This window comes from Sphingopyxis sp. GW821-FHT10B01 (genome assembly GCF_059415685.1).
The window spans coordinates 220032-238775 of record NZ_JBWKNS010000001.1 but is presented as its reverse complement, the minus strand read 5'-3'; the positions used below and the strand labels follow the sequence as shown (position 1 = coordinate 238775).

General features: G+C 64.9%; 17 protein-coding genes. 12 read left to right on the top strand and 5 right to left on the bottom strand.

Annotated elements, in window-relative coordinates:
* Positions 1 to 38: 38 nt before the first annotated feature.
* The 3 genes from AC07NV_RS01045 to purM are packed head-to-tail and all read right to left on the bottom strand — an operon-like array spanning position 39 to position 2717.
* On the bottom strand, positions 39 to 668 hold the full coding sequence (locus AC07NV_RS01045; protein ID WP_495164480.1) for a hypothetical protein: 630 nt from the start codon (positions 666 to 668) through the stop codon (positions 39 to 41).
* On the bottom strand, positions 668 to 1618 hold the full coding sequence (purN, locus tag AC07NV_RS01040) for a phosphoribosylglycinamide formyltransferase (protein WP_495164479.1): 951 nt from the start codon (positions 1616 to 1618) through the stop codon (positions 668 to 670). Before purN ends, AC07NV_RS01045 begins: the two co-directional genes overlap by 1 nt.
* On the bottom strand, positions 1611 to 2717 hold the full coding sequence (purM, locus tag AC07NV_RS01035) for a phosphoribosylformylglycinamidine cyclo-ligase (protein WP_495164478.1): 1107 nt from the start codon (positions 2715 to 2717) through the stop codon (positions 1611 to 1613). The genes purN and purM overlap by 8 nt, the downstream gene beginning before the upstream one ends.
* An 85-nt stretch (positions 2718 to 2802) precedes the next feature.
* On the opposite strand from purM, the gene AC07NV_RS01030 reads away from it, so the two are divergent.
* The 4 genes from AC07NV_RS01030 to AC07NV_RS01015 are packed head-to-tail and all read left to right on the top strand — an operon-like array spanning position 2803 to position 8396.
* Positions 2803 to 4077, top strand: a complete 1275-nt coding sequence (locus tag AC07NV_RS01030) for a heavy-metal-associated domain-containing protein (protein ID WP_495164477.1) — start codon at positions 2803 to 2805, stop codon at positions 4075 to 4077.
* Entirely contained in the window at positions 4077 to 4736 is a 660-nt protein-coding gene (locus tag AC07NV_RS01025; RefSeq protein WP_495164476.1) for an HdaA/DnaA family protein, read from the top strand. Before AC07NV_RS01030 ends, AC07NV_RS01025 begins: the two co-directional genes overlap by 1 nt.
* Positions 4727 to 6898, top strand: coding sequence for an RNA degradosome polyphosphate kinase (locus AC07NV_RS01020; RefSeq protein ID WP_495164475.1), 2172 nt, complete (start codon positions 4727 to 4729; stop codon positions 6896 to 6898). Before AC07NV_RS01025 ends, AC07NV_RS01020 begins: the two co-directional genes overlap by 10 nt.
* On the top strand, positions 6888 to 8396 hold the full coding sequence (locus tag AC07NV_RS01015; protein ID WP_495164474.1) for a Ppx/GppA family phosphatase: 1509 nt from the start codon (positions 6888 to 6890) through the stop codon (positions 8394 to 8396). The genes AC07NV_RS01020 and AC07NV_RS01015 overlap by 11 nt, the downstream gene beginning before the upstream one ends.
* On the opposite strand, the gene rnd is transcribed toward AC07NV_RS01015, so the two are convergent.
* On the bottom strand, positions 8393 to 9580 hold the full coding sequence (gene rnd, locus AC07NV_RS01010) for a ribonuclease D (protein ID WP_495164473.1): 1188 nt from the start codon (positions 9578 to 9580) through the stop codon (positions 8393 to 8395). The two genes, AC07NV_RS01015 and rnd, sit on opposite strands and share 4 nt — an antisense overlap.
* 110 nt (positions 9581 to 9690) lie before the next feature.
* On the opposite strand from rnd, the gene AC07NV_RS01005 reads away from it, so the two are divergent.
* The 7 genes from AC07NV_RS01005 (at position 9691) to AC07NV_RS00975 (ending at position 16768) form a co-directional block, all read left to right on the top strand.
* On the top strand, positions 9691 to 10020 hold the full coding sequence (locus AC07NV_RS01005; protein ID WP_495164472.1) for a hypothetical protein: 330 nt from the start codon (positions 9691 to 9693) through the stop codon (positions 10018 to 10020).
* A complete protein-coding gene (locus AC07NV_RS01000) occupies positions 10020 to 11531 on the top strand; it encodes an FAD-binding protein (RefSeq protein ID WP_495164471.1) in 1512 nt (503 codons plus the stop codon). Before AC07NV_RS01005 ends, AC07NV_RS01000 begins: the two co-directional genes overlap by 1 nt.
* 105 nt (positions 11532 to 11636) lie before the next feature.
* Positions 11637 to 13427 (top strand): aspartate--tRNA ligase, encoded by a 1791-nt coding sequence (aspS, locus tag AC07NV_RS00995; RefSeq protein ID WP_495164470.1) that lies wholly within the window; start codon positions 11637 to 11639, stop codon positions 13425 to 13427.
* Between the two features lie 3 nt (positions 13428 to 13430).
* Complete coding sequence (locus tag AC07NV_RS00990; protein WP_495164469.1) at positions 13431 to 14303, top strand: alpha/beta fold hydrolase; 873 nt, start codon at positions 13431 to 13433, stop codon at positions 14301 to 14303.
* 69 nt (positions 14304 to 14372) lie between these two features.
* The gene (locus tag AC07NV_RS00985) at positions 14373 to 15308 is read left to right on the top strand and encodes a hypothetical protein (protein ID WP_495164468.1); all 936 of its coding nucleotides are present in this window, start codon (positions 14373 to 14375) and stop codon (positions 15306 to 15308) included.
* A gap of 83 nt (positions 15309 to 15391) precedes the next feature.
* A complete protein-coding gene (locus AC07NV_RS00980; RefSeq protein ID WP_495164467.1) occupies positions 15392 to 16177 on the top strand; it encodes a polyphosphate kinase 2 family protein in 786 nt (261 codons plus the stop codon).
* A 54-nt stretch (positions 16178 to 16231) separates the two neighbouring features.
* A complete protein-coding gene (locus AC07NV_RS00975) occupies positions 16232 to 16768 on the top strand; it encodes a J domain-containing protein (RefSeq protein ID WP_495164466.1) in 537 nt (178 codons plus the stop codon).
* A 208-nt stretch (positions 16769 to 16976) separates the two neighbouring features.
* Here AC07NV_RS00975 and mtgA read toward each other — a convergent pair whose 3' ends face one another.
* Positions 16977 to 17684 (bottom strand): monofunctional biosynthetic peptidoglycan transglycosylase, encoded by a 708-nt coding sequence (gene mtgA, locus AC07NV_RS00970; RefSeq protein ID WP_495164465.1) that lies wholly within the window; start codon positions 17682 to 17684, stop codon positions 16977 to 16979.
* Positions 17685 to 17783: 99 nt separating this feature from the next.
* Here mtgA and AC07NV_RS00965 point away from each other — a divergent pair, with 99 nt between their 5' ends.
* Positions 17784 to 18584 (top strand): transporter, encoded by an 801-nt coding sequence (locus AC07NV_RS00965; protein ID WP_495164464.1) that lies wholly within the window; start codon positions 17784 to 17786, stop codon positions 18582 to 18584.
* The last annotated feature ends 160 nt before the right edge of the window (positions 18585 to 18744 follow it).

Below are 18744 nucleotides of genomic sequence, written 5' to 3'. Positions count from 1 at the left end.
TCAAAAGGCCAGCGGCAATTTGCCGGCGGTCGTGTGTGCTAATCGAGCGTTGCGCGCATCCATATGGCGCGAAGGCGTGGAGGCCCGGGCGGGCGACTGGCAAGGGCGGCGGCGCGCAATGCGTCTTGCGAGGCGGGTTGGCATTTCTCGCCGAAGCCCGGGAAGCGGACGAGCTCTCCCGGTTCATCGTCCGCCGCCGCTTTGCCCGGCGTCCCGTCGCGCGTGCCGCACAAGACGCTCCAAAGTGTGATCGAGCGTAACGGGAGCGTTGGTGGCTTGCCAATATTCTCGAACGCGGCGAAAAAATACACGGGCGGTTCGGCGGCCGATCCTCCGCTGCTTATGTATTCGATTTGTGCGAGCCCGACCTCGCCGGCGACGATCAGGATCGCATTTTCGATTCGTTTGACCGCGATGTCGCCTTCGCGGACGCGCTCGAACAGCTGACCATTGCGAACAACGACCCAGTTCGCGCATTCGGGCCAGCGCGAGACGCGCTGCGCGGCATCGACATGGCAGTCGCTGTCTTCTTCGAGCAGCCAGACGCCGTTTTCGAACTGCGGGGCTCCGGCGGTATCGGCCTCGGTGAACATCGGTTTTTCGGATATCGCCACGTCGCAGCCACTGACGAGGATCAGGATCAGCAAACTGGCGAGAAGCCGGCCCATCAAAACTCCTCCGCGGCCCCAATCAGTCCCGCGAGCTTCTTCGGCGCGATCGCAAGCCAGCTCTTGCGCAGCCACTCGCCAATTGCATCCCAGTCGGTGTCGCCCAGGTCGAGGCGGATCCCGACCCAGCCGTCGCCGAAATAGGCGGGGCGGTAATAACGGTCTTCGTCGAGCTCGATCAGTTGCGCCTGCTCGTCGGCGCCGCTGATCTTGACCAGCAGCGCGACCTTGCCGTCGCCGTGATGATCTTCGGTGAAATAGGCGAATTTCTTGCCCTTCACGATGCCAAAGCAGGGCATGCCGTGCGAAGTCACTTCGTCTGCCTCGGGCAACGCCATCGCCAGTTCGCGTACTCGTTCGCGCAAATAGGCGGGCGATCGCTCGCGCGTCACGAAGGCGGCGAGGGCGGGCGGGTAAAGCTGGTGTTCGGCGATCCGCACGCGGTCGGACAGTGTTTCGACCGTATCGCCCGCTATGATCGCGACCGGCGTCTGCGCGAGCACCGGCCCTTCGTCGACACCCGGGGTGACGATATGGACGCTGCACCCGCCGAACCTGTCGCCGGCTTCGATCGCCTGCTGGTGCGTGTTCAGCCCCTTGTAGAGCGGCAGCAGGCTGGGGTGGATGTTGATCATCCGGCCGGCCCAGCGCCCGACGAAATCGTCCGACAGGATACGCATATAGCCCGCGAGGGCGACGAATTCGGCGCGCGCGTCGCGCAATTGCGCGTCGACCAGCGCGTCGAACGCGTCGCGCTTCATGCCCTTGTGCGACAATCCCCACGTCGCAATGCCTTCGGCTTCGGCAATTTTCAGCCCCGGCGCACCGGGATCATTGCTGCCCACGAACACCAGTTCATAGGGGCAGTCTTGGTTCTTCGCCGCGTAAAGCAGCGCCGCCATATTGGTGCCGGCGCCCGAAATCAGGACGGCGACACGCGCCTTAGCCATTATAGGTCGCGCTCCACGGTTCGCGCGCGCTCCAGGTTTCGGTGCCGCCCGTCACGGTGCAGCCCTTTTCGCCCTCGGCGATATGCCCGATCCGGTGCACCGTCTCGCCCGCGGCCTCGAGCGCCGCGGTAACGGCATCGACATCGGCTTCTGCGACAACAACGGCCATGCCAATCCCGCAGTTGAAGGTGCGCGCCATTTCTTCGGGCTCGATAGTCCCCTGCGCCTGCAGGAACGCCATCAACCGCGGCTGTTCCCACGTATCGGCATCGACATGCGCGTGCAGCGTTTTGGGCAGGATACGCGGGATATTCTCGAGCAGCCCGCCACCGGTGATATGCGCGAGCGCATGAATCTGGCCGGTCTTCACCAGCGGCAGCAGGCTCTTCACATAGATGCGTGTCGGCGCCATCAGCGCGTCGATCAGCAGGATAGTCTGGTCGAACAGGGCAGGGCGATCGAGCTTCCACCCCTTGTCGGCCGCGAGCCGGCGCACGAGCGAGAAGCCGTTCGAATGGACACCCGACGATGCGAGTCCCAATATCACATCGCCCGCCGCGAGCTTGTCGGCGGTCAGGACCTGATCGCGCTCGACCGCGCCGACGCAGAAGCCCGCGAGATCATAGTCGCCTTCGCTGTACATGCCCGGCATCTCGGCGGTCTCGCCGCCGATCAGCGCGCAACCGGCCTGTTTGCAACCTTCGGCGATGCTCGCGACGACTTCGGTCGCGACATCATTGTCGAGCTTGCCGGTGGCATAATAGTCGAGGAAAAACAGCGGTTCGGCGCCCTGCACGATCAGATCGTTCGCGCACATCGCGACCAGATCGATCCCGACCCCGTCATGCTTGCCCGATTCGATGGCGAGTTTGAGCTTGGTGCCCACGCCGTCATTCGCCGCGACGAGCAAGGGATCGTTGAACCCCGCCGCCTTCAGGTCGAAAAAGCCGCCAAAGCCGCCCAGGTCGGCATCGGCACCGGGACGGCGCGTCGCACGGGCGAGCGGGGCAATGGCACGGACCAGCGCATTGCCGGTCTCGATCGATACGCCGGCCTGCGCATAAGTGTAGGAGCCGGGTTGGTTGTGCTTGGAATCCATGGCCAGCGCGACTAACGACTCTGGCCACGAAATGCCATGATTTCCTTGTCCGGCGCCAAGCTTTTGGGCAAAGCATAGAGAAGATATGATTTCGGCTGCTTTCCCCCGCTTCGCGCCTCGTCTTTCGCTCGACGCTATTCGTCCGCGCGATTGGCGCTGGGCTGCCCTGTTTGGACTTTTGCTCGCGATTCTCGTGGTCGGCGTCGTTGAAGGACAGATCAGCCGCGGCGATCGCGGCATCACACCGATCAACAGCAGCGGCGATTTCCTCGCGAGCGGCATATTGGTCGATGTGACCGGCGACAACGCCGACGATGCGCGAACCAAGGGCTGGCGCGAGGCGCAGCGCCTCGGCTGGGCGCAGCTCTATCGCAAACTTAATGGCAGCGAAGGCCCCAAACTCGGCGATTCGGTGCTCGACGGCATCGTCACGGCGATTGTCGTCGAAGAAGAGCAGATCGGCCCGCGCCGCTATGTGGCAAAGCTCGGCGTCCAGTTCGACCGCGTCCGCGCCGGCCAGATTCTTGGTGTCAGCGGCCGCACGCTGCGCTCGCCGCCCTTGCTCGTCATCCCCGTCTATTCGATCGACGGCATCCCGCAGGTGTTCGAACAGCGCAGCGCCTGGCAGCGCGCCTGGGCCGAATATAATACGGGGCAGAGCGCGATCGACTATGTCCGCACCGCGGGCACCGGCGCTGACACTTTGCTCATCAACCCCGGGCAGACGGGTCGCCGCGGCCGCGTCTGGTGGCGCGTCATCCTCGACCAATATGGGGCGGCCGACGTGCTGACCCCGATCGCCCGGGTCGAGTACAGCTATCCCGGCGGGCCGATCAAAGGCTATTTCACCGCGCGCTTCGGTCCCGACAGCAAGCTGATATCCAGCTTCACCATGACCGGACCCAGCCCCGCCGCGTTGCCCGACATGATGGAAAAGGCGGTCGCGCGGATGGACCGTATCTATATCGACGCCTTGGCCTCGGGCGTGCTGCGCACCGACACCTATCTCGTCCTTGAAAAGCCGGTCGAAAAGATCGATCTTCCCGAGGATGCCGAGGCTGTGGACACCGACGCGCTGCCCAGCGAAACCGACAGCAGCGTGCCGACGACGGCACCCGTCGGCGTTCAGAGCTTCACCGTTCAATATAGTTCGCCCGACGTCGACTCGGTCACCGCGACCGAACGCGCGGTCGGTGGCATTTCGGGGGTCCAGTCGGCGTCGACCACCAGCCTTGCATTGGGCGGAACCTCGGTGATGCGGGTGACCTTCCGCGGTGATGCCGGTGCGCTCAAGGCGGCGCTCGCCGGGCGCGGCTTCAAGGTACAGGAGGGCGGCAGCACGCTGCGGATCAGCCGCTGATGGCGCGCGCCACCTCCAGCCAGATCGCTCTGCCGCTTGACTGGAGTGCGGGCGGTTCCAACGACGGCCCGCTGATCGTTGGGACGAGCAACGCCGATGCCGTTCGCTATCTGCGCCACGTGTCGACCTGGCCGGTCCGCACCGCGGTGCTGGTCGGCCCGCGCGGCTCGGGGCGCAGCCTGATCGGTCGGCTCTTCGCTAGCGAAGTCGGCGGCCGCGTGATCGACGGCCATGACAGCGTGTCGGAAGAGGAGATTTTCCACGCATGGAACGCGGCGCAGGCCAGCGGCAAGCCGCTGCTCGTCATCGCCGATGCGCCGCCGTCCGCGTGGAATATTGCCCTGCCCGATCTCGCCTCGCGGCTCGCGGCGGTACCCGTGTTGACGATCGGGGAACCCGACGACTGCCTCGCCCGCGACCTGATCGACGCGCTTTTCGCGCAACGCGGCATGGCGCTGGCGCCCGAGGTTGCATCCTATATCGTGCCGCGGATGGAGCGCAGCTACGCGATGATCCACCGCGTCGTTGCGGCACTCGACGCAGCGTCGCTCGAACAGGGACGGCGCGTCGGCGTTCGTCTTACGCGTGAAACATTACTGTCACAGGGGCTGATCGATCCCGATCTTCTCGAACGACAGGATGCCGATACATGTCGCTAAACGGACAATCGCTGCGCGCCGACAATGATGCCAATGGCGCGTCGAAAATTCCCTTTGGTCCCGAACGCTTCTTCAACCGCGAACTGAGCTGGCTCGCCTTCAATCGCCGGGTGATGGAAGAGGCGCGCAACCCCGCGCACCCGCTGCTCGAACGCCTGCGCTTCCTGTCGATTTCGGGGAGCAATCTCGACGAATTTTTCATGGTCCGCGTGGCGGGGCTGAAGGGGCAACAGCTTCAGGGGATCGACGATCCTTCGGCCGACGGCCGTTCGCCGGGACAACAGCTCGCCGAGATCGAGGCCGAGGTGAACCGCCTCGTCGATCAGCAGCAAAGCGAATGGCAGTTGCTCCACCGCCAGCTCGCCGAACAGGGTATCGTTGTCCACGGCACGGGGTCGAACAAGGAAGCGCTCCGCACCGCGCTCCGCCAATATTTCATCGATCAGATTTTCCCGATCCTGACCCCGCAGGTGCTCGACCCGGCGCATCCTTTTCCCTTCATTCCGAACCGCGGCCTTGGCGTGATCTTCGATCTCCAGCGCAAGGCGAACGGAGAAACTGTCCGCGAACTGGTGCTGATCCCCGCGGCGCTGCCGCGCTTCGTACCGGTGCCAGGGCAGGGGGGGGCCTTCGTTCCGATCGAATATCTGATCGAGATTTTCGGCGACCTGTTGTTTCCTGGCTTCACGATCCGCTCGCTCGGCGTGTTCCGCATCATCCGCGACAGCGATATCGAGCTGGAGGAAGAGGCCGAGGATCTCGTCCGCCTGTTCCGCACCGCGATCCGTCGCCGTCGCCGCGGCCGCGTGATCCTGCTCGAACTCGAAGCCGACATGCCGGGCGAAATCGCCGAAGTGCTCAACGCCGACATCCAGGGGCACGAGGCGATCGTTGCCAAGATCGGCGGGTTCATCGGGCTCGCGGCGCTGTCGGCGCTCGTCGACGTCGATCGACCCGATCTGAAATTCCCCGCTTATTCGCCGCGCTTTCCCGAACGCATCCGCGAGCATGGCGGCGACTGTTTCGCGGCGATTCGCAGCAAGGACATCGTCGTCCACCACCCCTATGAAAGCTTCGAGGTCGTCCTCGCTTTCCTGCGCCAGGCCGCCGCAGACCCTGATGTCGTCGCGATCAAGCAGACGCTCTATCGCGCCGGCGACCAGTCGCCGGTGATCCGCGCGCTGATCGAGGCGGCCGAGGCGGGCAAGTCGGTCACCGCGGTGGTCGAACTCAAGGCGCGCTTCGACGAGGAGCAGAATCTGCTCTGGGCGAACCAGCTCGAACGCGCCGGGGTGCAGGTCGTTTACGGCTTCATCGAGTGGAAGACGCACGCGAAGATTTCGATGGTGGTGCGCCGCGAAGGGCAGGGGTATCGCACCTATTGCCACTTTGGCACCGGCAATTATCACCCGGTGACCGCGCGTATCTATACCGATCTCAGCTTCTTCACAGCCGATCCGCGCGCCGGGCGCGATGCGGCGCAGCTGTTCAATTACATCACGGGCTATGTCGAACCCGAACGGCTCGACCTGATCACCATGTCGCCGCTCAACATGCGCGCGCATCTGTGCGATCTGATCGATGCCGAGATCGCCGCAGCCAAGGCGGGCAAGCCCTCGGGCGTATGGGCCAAGATGAACAGCCTTGTCGACCCCGACATCATCGACCGCCTTTATGCCGCGAGCGCCGCGGGCGTGCCGGTCGAACTGATCGTGCGCGGCATCTGCTGCCTGCGTCCCGGCGTGCCGGGTCTGTCGGAAACGATCCACGTCAAATCGGTCGTCGGTCGTTTCCTCGAACACAGCCGTGTCTGGGCGTTCGCGAATGGGGCACCGCTGCCGCATCGGGGGGCAAAGCTCTATATCAGCAGCGCCGACTGGATGCCGCGCAACTTTGATCGCCGCGTCGAATATATGATCCCGATCGAAAATCCGACGGTGCACGACCAGATACTCGATCAGGTGCTTGTCGCGAATCTCATCGACAATGAACAAAGCTGGATATTGCAGCCCGACGGCACCTCGGTGCGCGTCACGCCGGGCGACAAACCCTTTAACCTGCACCATTATTTCATGAACAATCCCTCACTGTCGGGGCGCGGCACCGCACTTCACAAGCGACAGGATGTTCCGACGCTTGCCTTTAACGTCCATGAAGATTGAGAAAATAGATTTGGGCCTGCTGCGCACCACCAAACAGACGGTCCACCGCTCTGCCGTCATCGATATCGGCTCCAACTCGGTTCGCATCGTCGTCTATGAAGGACCCGCGCGCGCGCCTGCGGTGATCTTCAACGAAAAGGTCGCGGCGGGTCTGGGACGCGGCCTTGCGATCGACGGCCGTATCGCGCCCGAAGACGCCGAACGCGGCCTTGTCGCGCTTCGCCGCTATGCGCTGCTGGCGAAGCATATGGACGTGAAGGACGTACAGTGCGTCGCCACCGCGGCGGTGCGCGACGCGGCCAATGGCCCGGACTTCATCGCCGCCGCTGCCGAGGCGGGGCTCAAGATCCGGCTGTTGTCGGGCGAAGAAGAGGCCGAGGCGGCGGGCCATGGCGTGCTCGCGGCGATTCCCGACGCGCATGGCATCGCCGTCGATCTTGGCGGCGGTAGTCTCGAACTTGCCGAAGTCTCGGACGGCAAGGTCGGTCGCCGTGCTTCGTTCCCGCTTGGCGTGCTCCGTTTGCCCGCGCTGCGCGAGGAGGGCGAACAGGCGTTCGAGCGCGCGGTGCGCAAGATGCTTCGGACCGCCGGTTGGCCGGGCGAGGGGCTGACCGGCCTGCCGCTCTATCTTGTCGGTGGTTCATGGCGCGCGCTCTCGCGCCTCGACCTCGAACTCACGCGCGACCCGCTTGCGGTGCTCGACCAGCACACGCTGCCGCGCAGCGCGCTCCGCCGCCTGATCCGGGCATCGAAGCGGTTGAGTTTCGAGGAATTGCGTGCAATCCCGGGCATGGCGTCGAACCGTGCCGCGGCCTTGCCCGATGCCGCGGCGCTGCTCGCGGCGCTCGTCAACATCCTCGACGTGCCCGAAATGACGGTGTCGTCCTCGGGACTTCGCGAGGGGCTGCTCTACCAGGCGCTCGATCCCGAAACGCGCGCGCAGGATCCGCTGATCGTCGCTGCCGAGTTCGAAGGGCGCCGCCTGGCACGTTTCGCGCCGCACGGCCGGGCCATCGCCGAATGGATTGCGCCGCTGTTCACCGACGAGGCCGCCGCCGACAGCCGCGTCCGCCTCGCGGCCAGCCTGCTCAGCGATGTCGCATGGTCGGCAAACCCCGATTTCCGTGCCGAACGCGGGACCGAGATCGGTTTGCACGGCAACTGGCGCAGCATCGATATTCCGGGCCGCATCCTTCTCGCGCGCGCGCTTTACGCGGGCTTTGGCGGGTCCGACGCCGATTTTCCCGCGATGGGCAACCTCGTATCGCCCGACCGGCTGGCGCGGGCGCGACAATGGGGACTCGCGATCCGCCTCGCGCAGCGTCTGACCGGCGGCGTCGAGGCGCCGCTCAAGGCCAGCGGCATCGCACTGATCGATGGAAAGCTGCGCCTGAGCCTTGCGGCCGGCTGGCATCATCTGTCAGGTGAATCGGTCGAGCGCCGCCTGCGCGTGCTCGCGCAGTCGTTCGATGCAAAGCCGGAGCTCGTGCTGCTCTAGATTTCAATCGCCGCGTTCGCGTCGATTTCGCTCATCACCAGCTTGCCGTTGACGACGGCAAAACCCATCCGCCCTTCGACCAGGTCGAGCGCGGCGTGCCCGAATACGTCGTAACGCCAGCCCTGCATCATCTGGATGCCCTCGCGGGCCCCCGCTGCCAGCGCTTCGAGATCGTCGCTGCGCGCGATCAGCCGCGCTGCCACGTTCAACTCGCGCGCCCGGATCTTGAGCAGCAGTTTGAGCAGGTCGGCGACCAGCGTACCTTCCTTGCCAAGCCCGGGGCCGCGCGGCGCGCGTTCGGGCATTTCGTCTTTCGACATCGGCTTGGCATTGGCAATCGCATCCATCAGCCGCCCACCGATATCGTTCGTCCGCCATGTCGCCGACAGGCCCCGTACGCGGCCGAGCCCGTCCTGGTCCTTCGGCGGATGCGCGGCGATGTCGGCGAGCGTCTCGTCCTTGACGATCCGGCCGCGCGGCAAATTCTTTTGCCGGGCCTCGCGCTCGCGCCATGCGGCCAGCGCCTGCAACCGGCCCAGCACGTCGAGCTTGCGCGTCGGGACCTTGATCCGCTGCCACGCATTTTCGGGGTCGACGCTGTAATTGGTGGGATCGGCGAGCTTTTCCATTTCCTCGTCGAGCCAGTGACCGCGGCCGGTCTTGATCAGCTTGTCGAGCATCATCGGGAAAATCTTGGCGAGGTGCGTGACGTCGCCGACGGCATAGTCGATCTGGCGCTTGTCGAGCGGGCGGCGGCTCCAGTCGGTAAAGCGCGCGCCCTTGTCGAGTTGCAGCCCGATCCATGCCTCGACCAGGTTCGAATATCCGACCTGTTCGGCCTGGCCGAGCGCCATCTGGCCGATCTGGGTGTCGAAGATCGGATGCGGCGTCTTGCCGGTCAGGTTGAAGATGATTTCGACATCCTGCCCGCCCGCGTGGAAGACTTTCAGCATGTCCTCATTGTCGACGAGCAGGTCGAGCAGGGGCTTCAAGTCCATGCCGGGTGCCATCGGGTCGATCGCCGCGGCATGGTCGCGGTCGGCCACCTGGATCAGGCAAAGCTCTGGCCAGAAAGTGTTTTCGCGCATGAATTCGGTATCGACGGCGATGAAATCGCTGCCCTGAATGAGGGCGCAGAATTCGACGAGCGCGGCGTTGGTTTCGATCAACGGATGGACTTGCATAGCGCGCCTATACAGCTAGTTGAGAGGAACGGGCAGGAAAAATTAGCCCGTACTCTTCGGGTTGTGGAGCCGGAACATCGGCCGGGGAAAAAGACGAAGGGAATATGGGCATGATGTGGCTGGGTTGGGCGCTCGCCGCGCTCGGGTTTGCGTTGCTTTTGGGGCAATATGCCGCGGGGCAGGCGGATATGTTCCTGTCGATCGCCAATCCGCGGCCGCTCGATGAAGAATCGATGGTCGTGACGCTGAAGGGCTGGGGGTTCGCCGCCCAGGCCGCGCAGCCGTTCGTGACCCCCGAATCCGATCAGGGGCTGTGCGATGTGCGTATGTTCGCGACGCGCCGCCAGATGCTCGTGGCGATTGCGACTTTCGGTTTCCTGAGACCTGTGACGGTCGCGTGGCGCGCGCATGCCGGCATCCTGCCGCTGGGAGACGCCTGATGCCGATCGTGAGGCTCGGCGACGAAGGCCGCTGGACCAACTATCACGGCACCGGCACCTGTGAGGCGGCAACGCGGTTTGCGCTGCGCAGCGGCGATGCGGAGCGCGGGCGCGACGAGATCGCGATCGCTGCGAAATCGGTGCAGGATTGGCTCGTGGCGGCGCAGGCTGCAAATCGCCGCGTCCGCCCGATCGGCGCCGGTTGGTCGCCATCGAACGTCAATATCAGCTCGCAAAGCTGGCTGCTCCACACGCGCCGCTTCAATCGATGCTTCCGGATCAGTGCAGGCGACGTCCGCCCCGATATCGATGCCGGCGCCTTGATGCTTGTTGAAGCGGGCGCGCTCGTCGATGAGGTTTCGGACAAGTTCGAGGAGCAGGGCCGCTCGCTGTGGACCAGCGGTGCGGGTAACGGCCAGACCTTCGCGGGCGCCGCAGCCACTGGCACGCACGGCTCGATGATCGCGCGCGGCGGTATTCAGGATCATATCCGCGCAGTGCAGATCGTGACCCCCGCCGGCATCCACTGGATCGAGCCAGCCGCGGGCGTGATGAGCGACGCCTTCATCGCCGCGACGGGCTCGACGGTGCTGCGTGACGACGATGTTTTCGCCGCGGCGCAGCTTCCCGTCGGGTCGCTCGGGATCGTCACCGCGCTTGTTGTGGACAGCGTGCCCAAATTCCTCGTTCGCCCGATCCAGAATTTGCGCAAGGTTGATTGCGCGGCGCTAGACTGGCTCTCGGCGGGCAATTTCCGTCGCTTTTCAGCCGCTTATGCGCTCGACCAGGATCCTGACTTCGTCCAGATGATCGTCAATCCGTACAAGCCGTTCAAGCGGCCGGCGATGCTCCGCTTCCTCTATCGCGAACCCTGGCGCCCCGGCTATCCACGGGCGACCCCGGGCCAGCTCGGCGCGGGCTATGATGCGCTCAGCCTGCTCGGGCGGCTGCTCGACGACTATCCGTGGGCGCGCGGGCCGCTGCTCCAGTTCGCGATGAAACAAGGCTATGCGAGCGGCCCCGATGTCGACGCACCGCCGGTCTATGGCAGCTGGGGGGAGGGGCTCGATACGCACCGGCCGCTGGCAGACCTGTTCAATGCGTCGGTCACCATCCACCGCGCTGACCTGGCGCGTGCGTTCGAACGTATCTGCGCCGTCTATGCGCGTCACGGCGGCTCGACCGTGGTTACGTTGCGCTTCATGGAGCGCGCGCAGGGGTTGCTTGCTCCGGCACGCTTCCAGCACAACGCCGTGATCGATTTCGATGGCCCACGCAGCCAGCGCACCGCCGACGCCTATGCCCGCGTGGTTGAAAGCCTCGATGCCGCGGGTATCGCTTTCACGCGTCACTGGGCGAAAAGCTGCCACCTCGACGCGGCCCGGGTAGCCGCCGACTATGGCGAGGATTTCCGCCGCTGGCGCGCCGCGCGCGACCGGTTGCTCCCCGATCCCTCGCACCGCGCCATCTTCGCCAGCGAGGTGCTCGATAACCTCGGCCTGACCCGTTGATTTAAGCCCTCGACCCTTGACAAATGGCGCGCCGCATTGCCTTAGGCGCGGCCATATCGGCGCGTTTTCCTGCGCGCCTCTCCGGACATTTGAAAGACGAACATAATGCACGCCTATCGCACCCACACATGCGCAGATCTTCGCGCCGCCAACGTCGGTGAGGAAGTCCGTCTTTCGGGCTGGGTGCATCGCACGCGCGAGCATGCCAATGTGCTCTTCGTCGATCTTCGCGACCATTATGGGATTACCCAGATCGTGGTGGAAACCGGTTCGGACCTCTATCCCACCGTCAACGCGCTGGGGCCCGAGTCCGTTCTGACCTTCACGGGCAAGGTCGCCGCACGATCGCCCGAGACGCTCAACCCGAAGCTGGCGACCGGCGAGATCGAAATCTATCCGAGCGCGGTGACCGTGCAGTCGGCCGCCGATCGCCTGCCGCTGCCGGTGTTCGGCGAAACCGAATATCCCGAGGAAATCCGCCTCACCAACCGTTTCCTCGATCTGCGCCGCGAACGGCTGCACAAGAATATCGTGCTGCGTTCGAACGTGATTTCGTCGCTGCGCCGCCGGATGATCGATCAGGGCTTCACCGAATTCCAGACGCCGATCCTGACCGCGAGCAGCCCCGAAGGCGCGCGCGACTATCTGGTGCCCAGCCGCGTCCACCCCGGTAAATTCTATGCGCTGCCGCAGGCGCCGCAGATGTTCAAGCAGCTGCTGATGGTCGCGGGTTTCGACCGCTATTTCCAGATCGCGCCCTGCTTCCGCGACGAGGATGCGCGCGCCGACCGTTCGCCGGGCGAATTCTATCAGCTCGATTTCGAGATGAGCTTCGTCACCCAGGACGACGTCTTCAACGCGATCGAGCCCGTCCTGCACGGCGTGTTCGAGGAGTTCGCCGATTTCGACGGCAAGGGCCGCACCGTGTCGCCGCTGCCGTTCAAGCGCATTCCGTACCGCGAATCGATGCTGAAATATGGCAGCGACAAACCCGACCTGCGCAACCCGCTGCTCGTCCATGACGTGGGCGATTTCTTCAAGGGATCGGGTTTTGGCCGCTTCGCGACGATGGTCGAGGAAGGCCAGGTCGTCCGCGCCGTCGCTGCCCCGGAAACGCACGAGAAGAGCCGCAAATTCTTCGACGAGATGAACGGCTGGGCGCAGTCGGAAGGCTTCCCGGGTCTTGGCTATGCGACGCAGAAGGACGGCGTGTTTGGCGGTCCGATCGCCAACAACCATGGCCAGGAAGGCATGCAGGCGATTGCCGACGCGATGGGGCTGGGCCCGAACGACGGCATCTTCTTCGCCGCGGGCGCCGAAGCCAAGGCGGCGAAGCTTGCCGGCCTCGCGCGCACGCGCGTCGCCGATCAGCTCGACCTGATCGACAAGAGCCGCTTCGAATTCTGCTGGATCGTCGACTTCCCGATGTTCGAGGCCGACGAGGACACCGGCAAGATCGATTTCAGCCACAATCCCTTCTCGATGCCGCAGGGTGAGATGGACGCGCTGACGGGCAAGGATCCGCTCGACATCCTCGCGTACCAGTATGACATCGTTTGCAACGGCGTCGAACTGTCGTCGGGCGCAATCCGGAACCATCGCCCCGACATCATGTACAAGGCGTTCGAGATCGCGGGCTATTCGCAGGCCGACGTCGACGCGAACTTCAGCGGGATGATCAACGCCTTCAAGTTCGGCGCGCCGCCGCACGGCGGGTCGGCGCCGGGCGTCGACCGCATCGTGATGCTGCTCGCCGACGAACCGAACATCCGCGAAGTCATCGTCTTCCCGATGACGCAGAAGGCCGAGGATCTGATGATGAACGCCCCGGCCCCGGTCAGCGACAAACAGCTCAAGGAACTCGGCATCCGTATCGTCGACGGGCCGAAGGGCTAAGGCGTGAACGAACCCCGGGAGCACCGGCTGGAAACGCCGGAAGGCGATATCTGCTGGTTCGAATGGGGCGCGCGAGGGCAGAGGCCTTCGGTGTTGCTGCTCCACGCGACGGGTTTTCACGCGCGGCTGTGGGATCGGGTCGTCGCGGCGTTGCCCGTCGGCACGCACGTCATCGCGCCCGACCATCGTGGTCATGGGCGCAGCTTTCGTCCCTCGACGCTCGCAAACTGGGCGGCGACCGCCGACGCGCTGCTGCCGCTGCTAGACGGGCTCGGCGGACACCCGATCGTCGGCTGTGGGCACAGCATGGGCGCCTATATCCTGACGCGGCTCGCGTCGCAGCGGCCGGCCGCCTTTGGTCATCTCGTCCTGATCGACCCGGTGATCATGGATCCCGTCTTTTACGAAGGCGAGGCGGCCAAGCCGATCCCCGATCCTGCCGACCATCCCGTCGCGCGCCGCCGCAATAGCTGGTCGAGCGCAGAAGAGATGCGCGCGCGTTTCGCCGACCGGCCGCCCTATGCGAACTGGGATCCGCGTGTCCTCGCCGACTATTGCATCCATGGCCTGCTTCCGGCGGCGGACGGCGAGGGGCTGGAGCTTGCCTGTCCACCGGCGCTCGAAGCGTCGGTCTATCAGAATGCGCTGCGCACGAGCCCGCACGAATGGCTCCACTATCTCGCCATGCCTTCGACGGTGATCCGCGCTCCGACCGGCGAGCGCGGCGGTCCGCTCGATTTTTCGCTGAGCCCGACCTGGACCGGCCTCGGCGCGGCGATCGGCGCCGATCGCGACGAGCTGTGGTCAGACCATAGCCACTTCATCCCGATGGAAAATCCGGCGCGCGTTGCCGCGCTCCTCGCCGGACATCTCTGATCGCCGCGCTTTGACAGATGCATGGGGCTGCGATAGCCCGGCGCCGGGTTGATAGTCGGGGGGTGAATCATGCTCGTGCGTCCGCTAATCGCCGCGACCTTACTCTGTCTTGCGGCGCCCGTTGCAGCGGAAACGCTGACGATCAATGGCAGCGACCCCGCGGGCGCCAACGTCAACGATCTGCTCCGCATCGCGGTCGAACGCTTCGAGGGCGAGGACGGCGGCGCCGTCGCGCAGCAGCTCGAGGCGGAACTGGGCAATGCCCGGTTCGGCGGCCGTCCCTATTACCGGATCGTCGCGCCTGAATCGGGTGCATCCACCGATGGGCTCGTCACGGGTACGACCCGCGCCAGCGTCGACGAAGTCTCCGTGACCGAAAAGCGCAAGCGCTGCGTCGAACGCGACACAACCGGCAAGAAAAAGTGCCTGAAAGAGGCCGAGGTCGACATCCGTTGCCGACGCCAGACGATCACCGTCACGACAACCGCCCGCCTCGTCGCGATCGGCGACGGCGCGATCCGTTACACGCGCTCGCTCAAAGCGCGCGACGAACAGACCTGGTGCCCCGACCGGTCGGCCTCGCGCTCGGTCGATGACTATATTGCGGGGGCCCAGCGCGATCAGGTGCGCGCGATCCGCGGCGACTTGGCGCCGCGCGACTATGCCCTTGATGTCCGGGTCGAAGAAGGCGTGAAGGGGCTCGCCAAATCCGCGCAAACGGCGTTCAAATATGCGGTCCGGCTCACCAAGAGCGATCAGGCGGGCGCCTGCGCCGCATGGACTGCGCTTACCCGCGATGTCGAACCGACTGCGCCGCTCGCCTTCAATCTTGGACTTTGCGCCGAGATGCAGGGCGATTTTACCGCTGCGATCGACTGGTATGGCGAGGCGCAGCGGCAGGGCTTGCGGAGCGACGCGATCGCCGAGGGCCTTGAGCGGATCGACCGCCGTCGCCAGGCCCTTGTCGACTGGGATGCGCGCAAGCTGCTGCTTGGGCAGGAATAACGAAGCCCGCGTTGGCTGTGCCAGAAAATGACACGCGCGTATCGCGCTTGGTAGGATGCCCCCGGTTGCGCTAGGGAGGGGGCATGAGCATCTCCCTTTCCGATCACGAAACCGGCGCCAAATATGACGGCGACTATTCCGACGCGCTCGATGCGCTGCAGGAGCGGCTCGAACGCGTGCAGGCGGCGCATATCACCCACGGCCACCGCAGCATCATCATGTTCGAGGGCTGGGACGCGGCGGGCAAGGGCGGCATCATCAAACGCATGACCGCGCTGCTCGACCCGCGCTATTTCGAAGTGTGGCCGATCAGCGCCCCGAACGACGAGGAAAAGGCGCGTCATTTCCTCTGGCGCTTCTGGAAGCGGCTGCCCGGCAACCGCGAAATCTCGATCTTCGACCGCAGCTGGTACGGCCGCGTTCTGGTCGAGCGTGTCGAAGCTTTCGCGAGCGAGGCCGAATGGCGCAAGGGGTATGACGAGATCAACGAGTTCGAGGCGCAGCTCACCGGAAGCCGCACCAACCTCGTCAAGATTTTCATCCATCTGACGCAGGAAGAGCAGGACAAACGCTTTGCCGACCGGCTCGACGATCCGTGGAAGCGGTGGAAGACCGGGGCCGAGGATTATCGCAACCGGTCGAAGCGGAAGGATTACCTCGCCGCGATGGAAGAGATGTTCGCGCAGACGAACACGCGCTGGGCGCCGTGGAAGGTGATCGACGGTAACAACAAGAAGGCGGCGCGCATCGCGGCGTTGACGCATATTGCCGAGGCGCTCGAGGCCGCGGTGCCGATGATCCCGCCCGACCTTGATCCTGCGGTGGTCAAGCTGGCGGGCAAGGCGTTCGGCTACAAGCCCAAAGACTAGGTTTTTAGCGCCGTTCGGCTAGCAATTGCGCGCCCCAGCCGCTACATGGGGATGATGAGCCGCGCCAAAAGAACCGATGACTGGGGTTTTCCCCGCTGGCGCCCCTATGGCTCGAGCACCGAAGCGCAGAAGGTTCGCCTCTGCGATCGTCATGGCTGCACCAACCCCGGAAACTGTCCTGCGCCCAAGTCGCCGAACAGCCCCGAACGCTGGTATTTCTGCGAAACCCACGCCGCCGAATATAATCGCGGCTGGGACTATTTCGAGGGCTTGAGCGCCGAAGATGCCGCCGAGCGCGCCGCCGATGAAACCCGCGATGCCGGGGCCTATGCCAAGGCACAGCATTACGCGTGGGGCGGGTCGGGCGATGGCAGCCGCAGCGCCGATGAAATGCGCGCGCTTGAGATACTGGATCTCGAACCCGACGCCGACATCGAGGCGACGAAAAAGGCTTGGCGCGCCCTCGCCAAGGAAACGCACCCCGATGTGAAGCCCGGCGATGCCGAAGCCGCCAAGCGCTTTGCGGCGGGGCAGGCGGCGTTCGAGGTGCTGAAGCAGGCCGAAGAGCGGAAAAGCTGGAAGCCGGCTTAGCGGCTCTTCTCGAGAAGAGCCGAGGCGACTGCAAACGACCGATTGCGGCCACGAGCCGCCACTGTTCCCCGGCGAAGGCCGGGGCCCAGAGCGCAACGGGGCAACGCTCGTTCTCTAACGCTCTGGACCCCGGCCTTCGCCGGGGAACAGTATAGGCCATAAGTCTGTGAACAATGTCCGCTCCCAACCCCAAAGCCGACACGCAGCCCTAGTCATAAACGCACGCGTCCAGCCCGTCGCGGCGCACCTGTCCGATACGCCGCTGGATCGTATTGCCATAGCGGCGGGTAAAGCCCGACGGGCTCACCGCCTCGCGTTTCTTGGGCAGCGGCAGGATCGCGGCGATGCGCGCCGCCTCCGCAGGCGCCAGCTTACCCGCGCCATGTCCGAAATATCGCTGCGCTCCGGCCTCGACGCCATAGGTGCCGATGCCCGTCTCGGCGACGTTCAGATAGACTTCCATGATCCGCCGCTTGCCCCAGATCTTCTCGATCAGGAAGGTGAACCACACCTCGGGTACCTTGCGGACATAGCGGGTCCAGCCGCTGCCTTGCCACAGGAACACATTCTTGGCCGTCTGCTGGCTGACGGTCGATCCGCCGCGCATGCGTTTGCCCTTGGCATTGCGCTCGATCGCCTGCTCGATCGCATCGCGGTCGAACCCGTTGTGGCTGCAGAACTTCCCGTCCTCGGCCGCGATCACCGCGCGCACCATATTGCGGTCGATGCCCGACAGGCCGGTCCAGTCCTTGGTGATCCCGCCGCTGTCGGCCAGCATGGTAAAGGTTACCGGCGGCGGCACGACGGCATAGATCAACACCCACAGTACAGAGGCGATGATGAACCAGAGCAGCCATTTGAACGGCCGGAGATACCAGGGGAGCGTGCGCTTTTTTGCGCGGGAAGAAGTTGCCATGCGGGCAAATTAGCCGCTTGCGATTTCGAGGCAAGCGGGCTTGATCCATCTTTCGGCTTTCGGGACAAGAAAGTCCGATGTTCGGGGAAGTGAGGACCCATGTTGTTCAGATCCGTCCTGTTGTTCGCCGCGCTGGCCGCCGCCGCGCCGGCGTTTGCGAGCGAGGATCGCCGCGAGTTTTGCCCCGATCGTCCGGGGCTCGGGACACCCGCGTGCACGGTCGAACCCGGAACCATCATGCTGGAGGTGGGGCTTGCGGACTGGACGCTCGATCGCACCGCCGACAGCCGGACCGACGCCTGGACCTTTGGCGATGCCCTGCTGCGGGCCGGGCTGACCCCGTCGCTGGAGGTGCAGGTCGGCTGGACGATGCTCGGTCATGTGCGCGAACGCGACCGGGCAACCGGCACTGCGAACAGCCGGACGCGGACCGGCGACGTCACGCTCGCGCTGCGGCAGAATCTCAGCCATCCCGATGGTTCGGGCTTTTCGGTCGCGCTGATGCCTTATGCGACGCTGCCGCTTGGCGGCAATGGTATCGGCGCGGGGGACTGGGGCGCGGGGCTGATCGTGCCCGCCAGCTTCGACCTCGGCGCGCTGTCGCTCGGGCTGACGCCGCACGTCGATGCTGCGGTCGATGGCGACGGCAACGGCCGCCATCTCGCCTATGGATCGGTGGCCGGCCTCGGTTTCAGCGTGTCCGACAATATTTCGATGGCGGCCGAAATGTCGCTGACCCGCGACCGCGATCCCGGTGGCCATAGTACAGAGGCGCTGGCCGGTCTTTCGGCCGGCTGGCAACCCGATGCCGACAGCCAGTGGGATGTCGGCGCAAACATCGGGCTCAATCGCGACAGCCCCGACATCGAGCTCTATTTCGGTTTTGCGCGCCGGTTCTGAGGTGGGCCGTCATCACCGTCTTTTCAGCCTGAATGACCGGAAAGGGGTGGGAAGCGGACGTTGCTCTCCCCTCCCGCAAGCGGGAGGGGCAGCGAGGCTTGCCAGCTTGCTGGCTAGCCGCAGCGGGGTGGGCACGAACGCAACGTCGCTGCCCACCCCC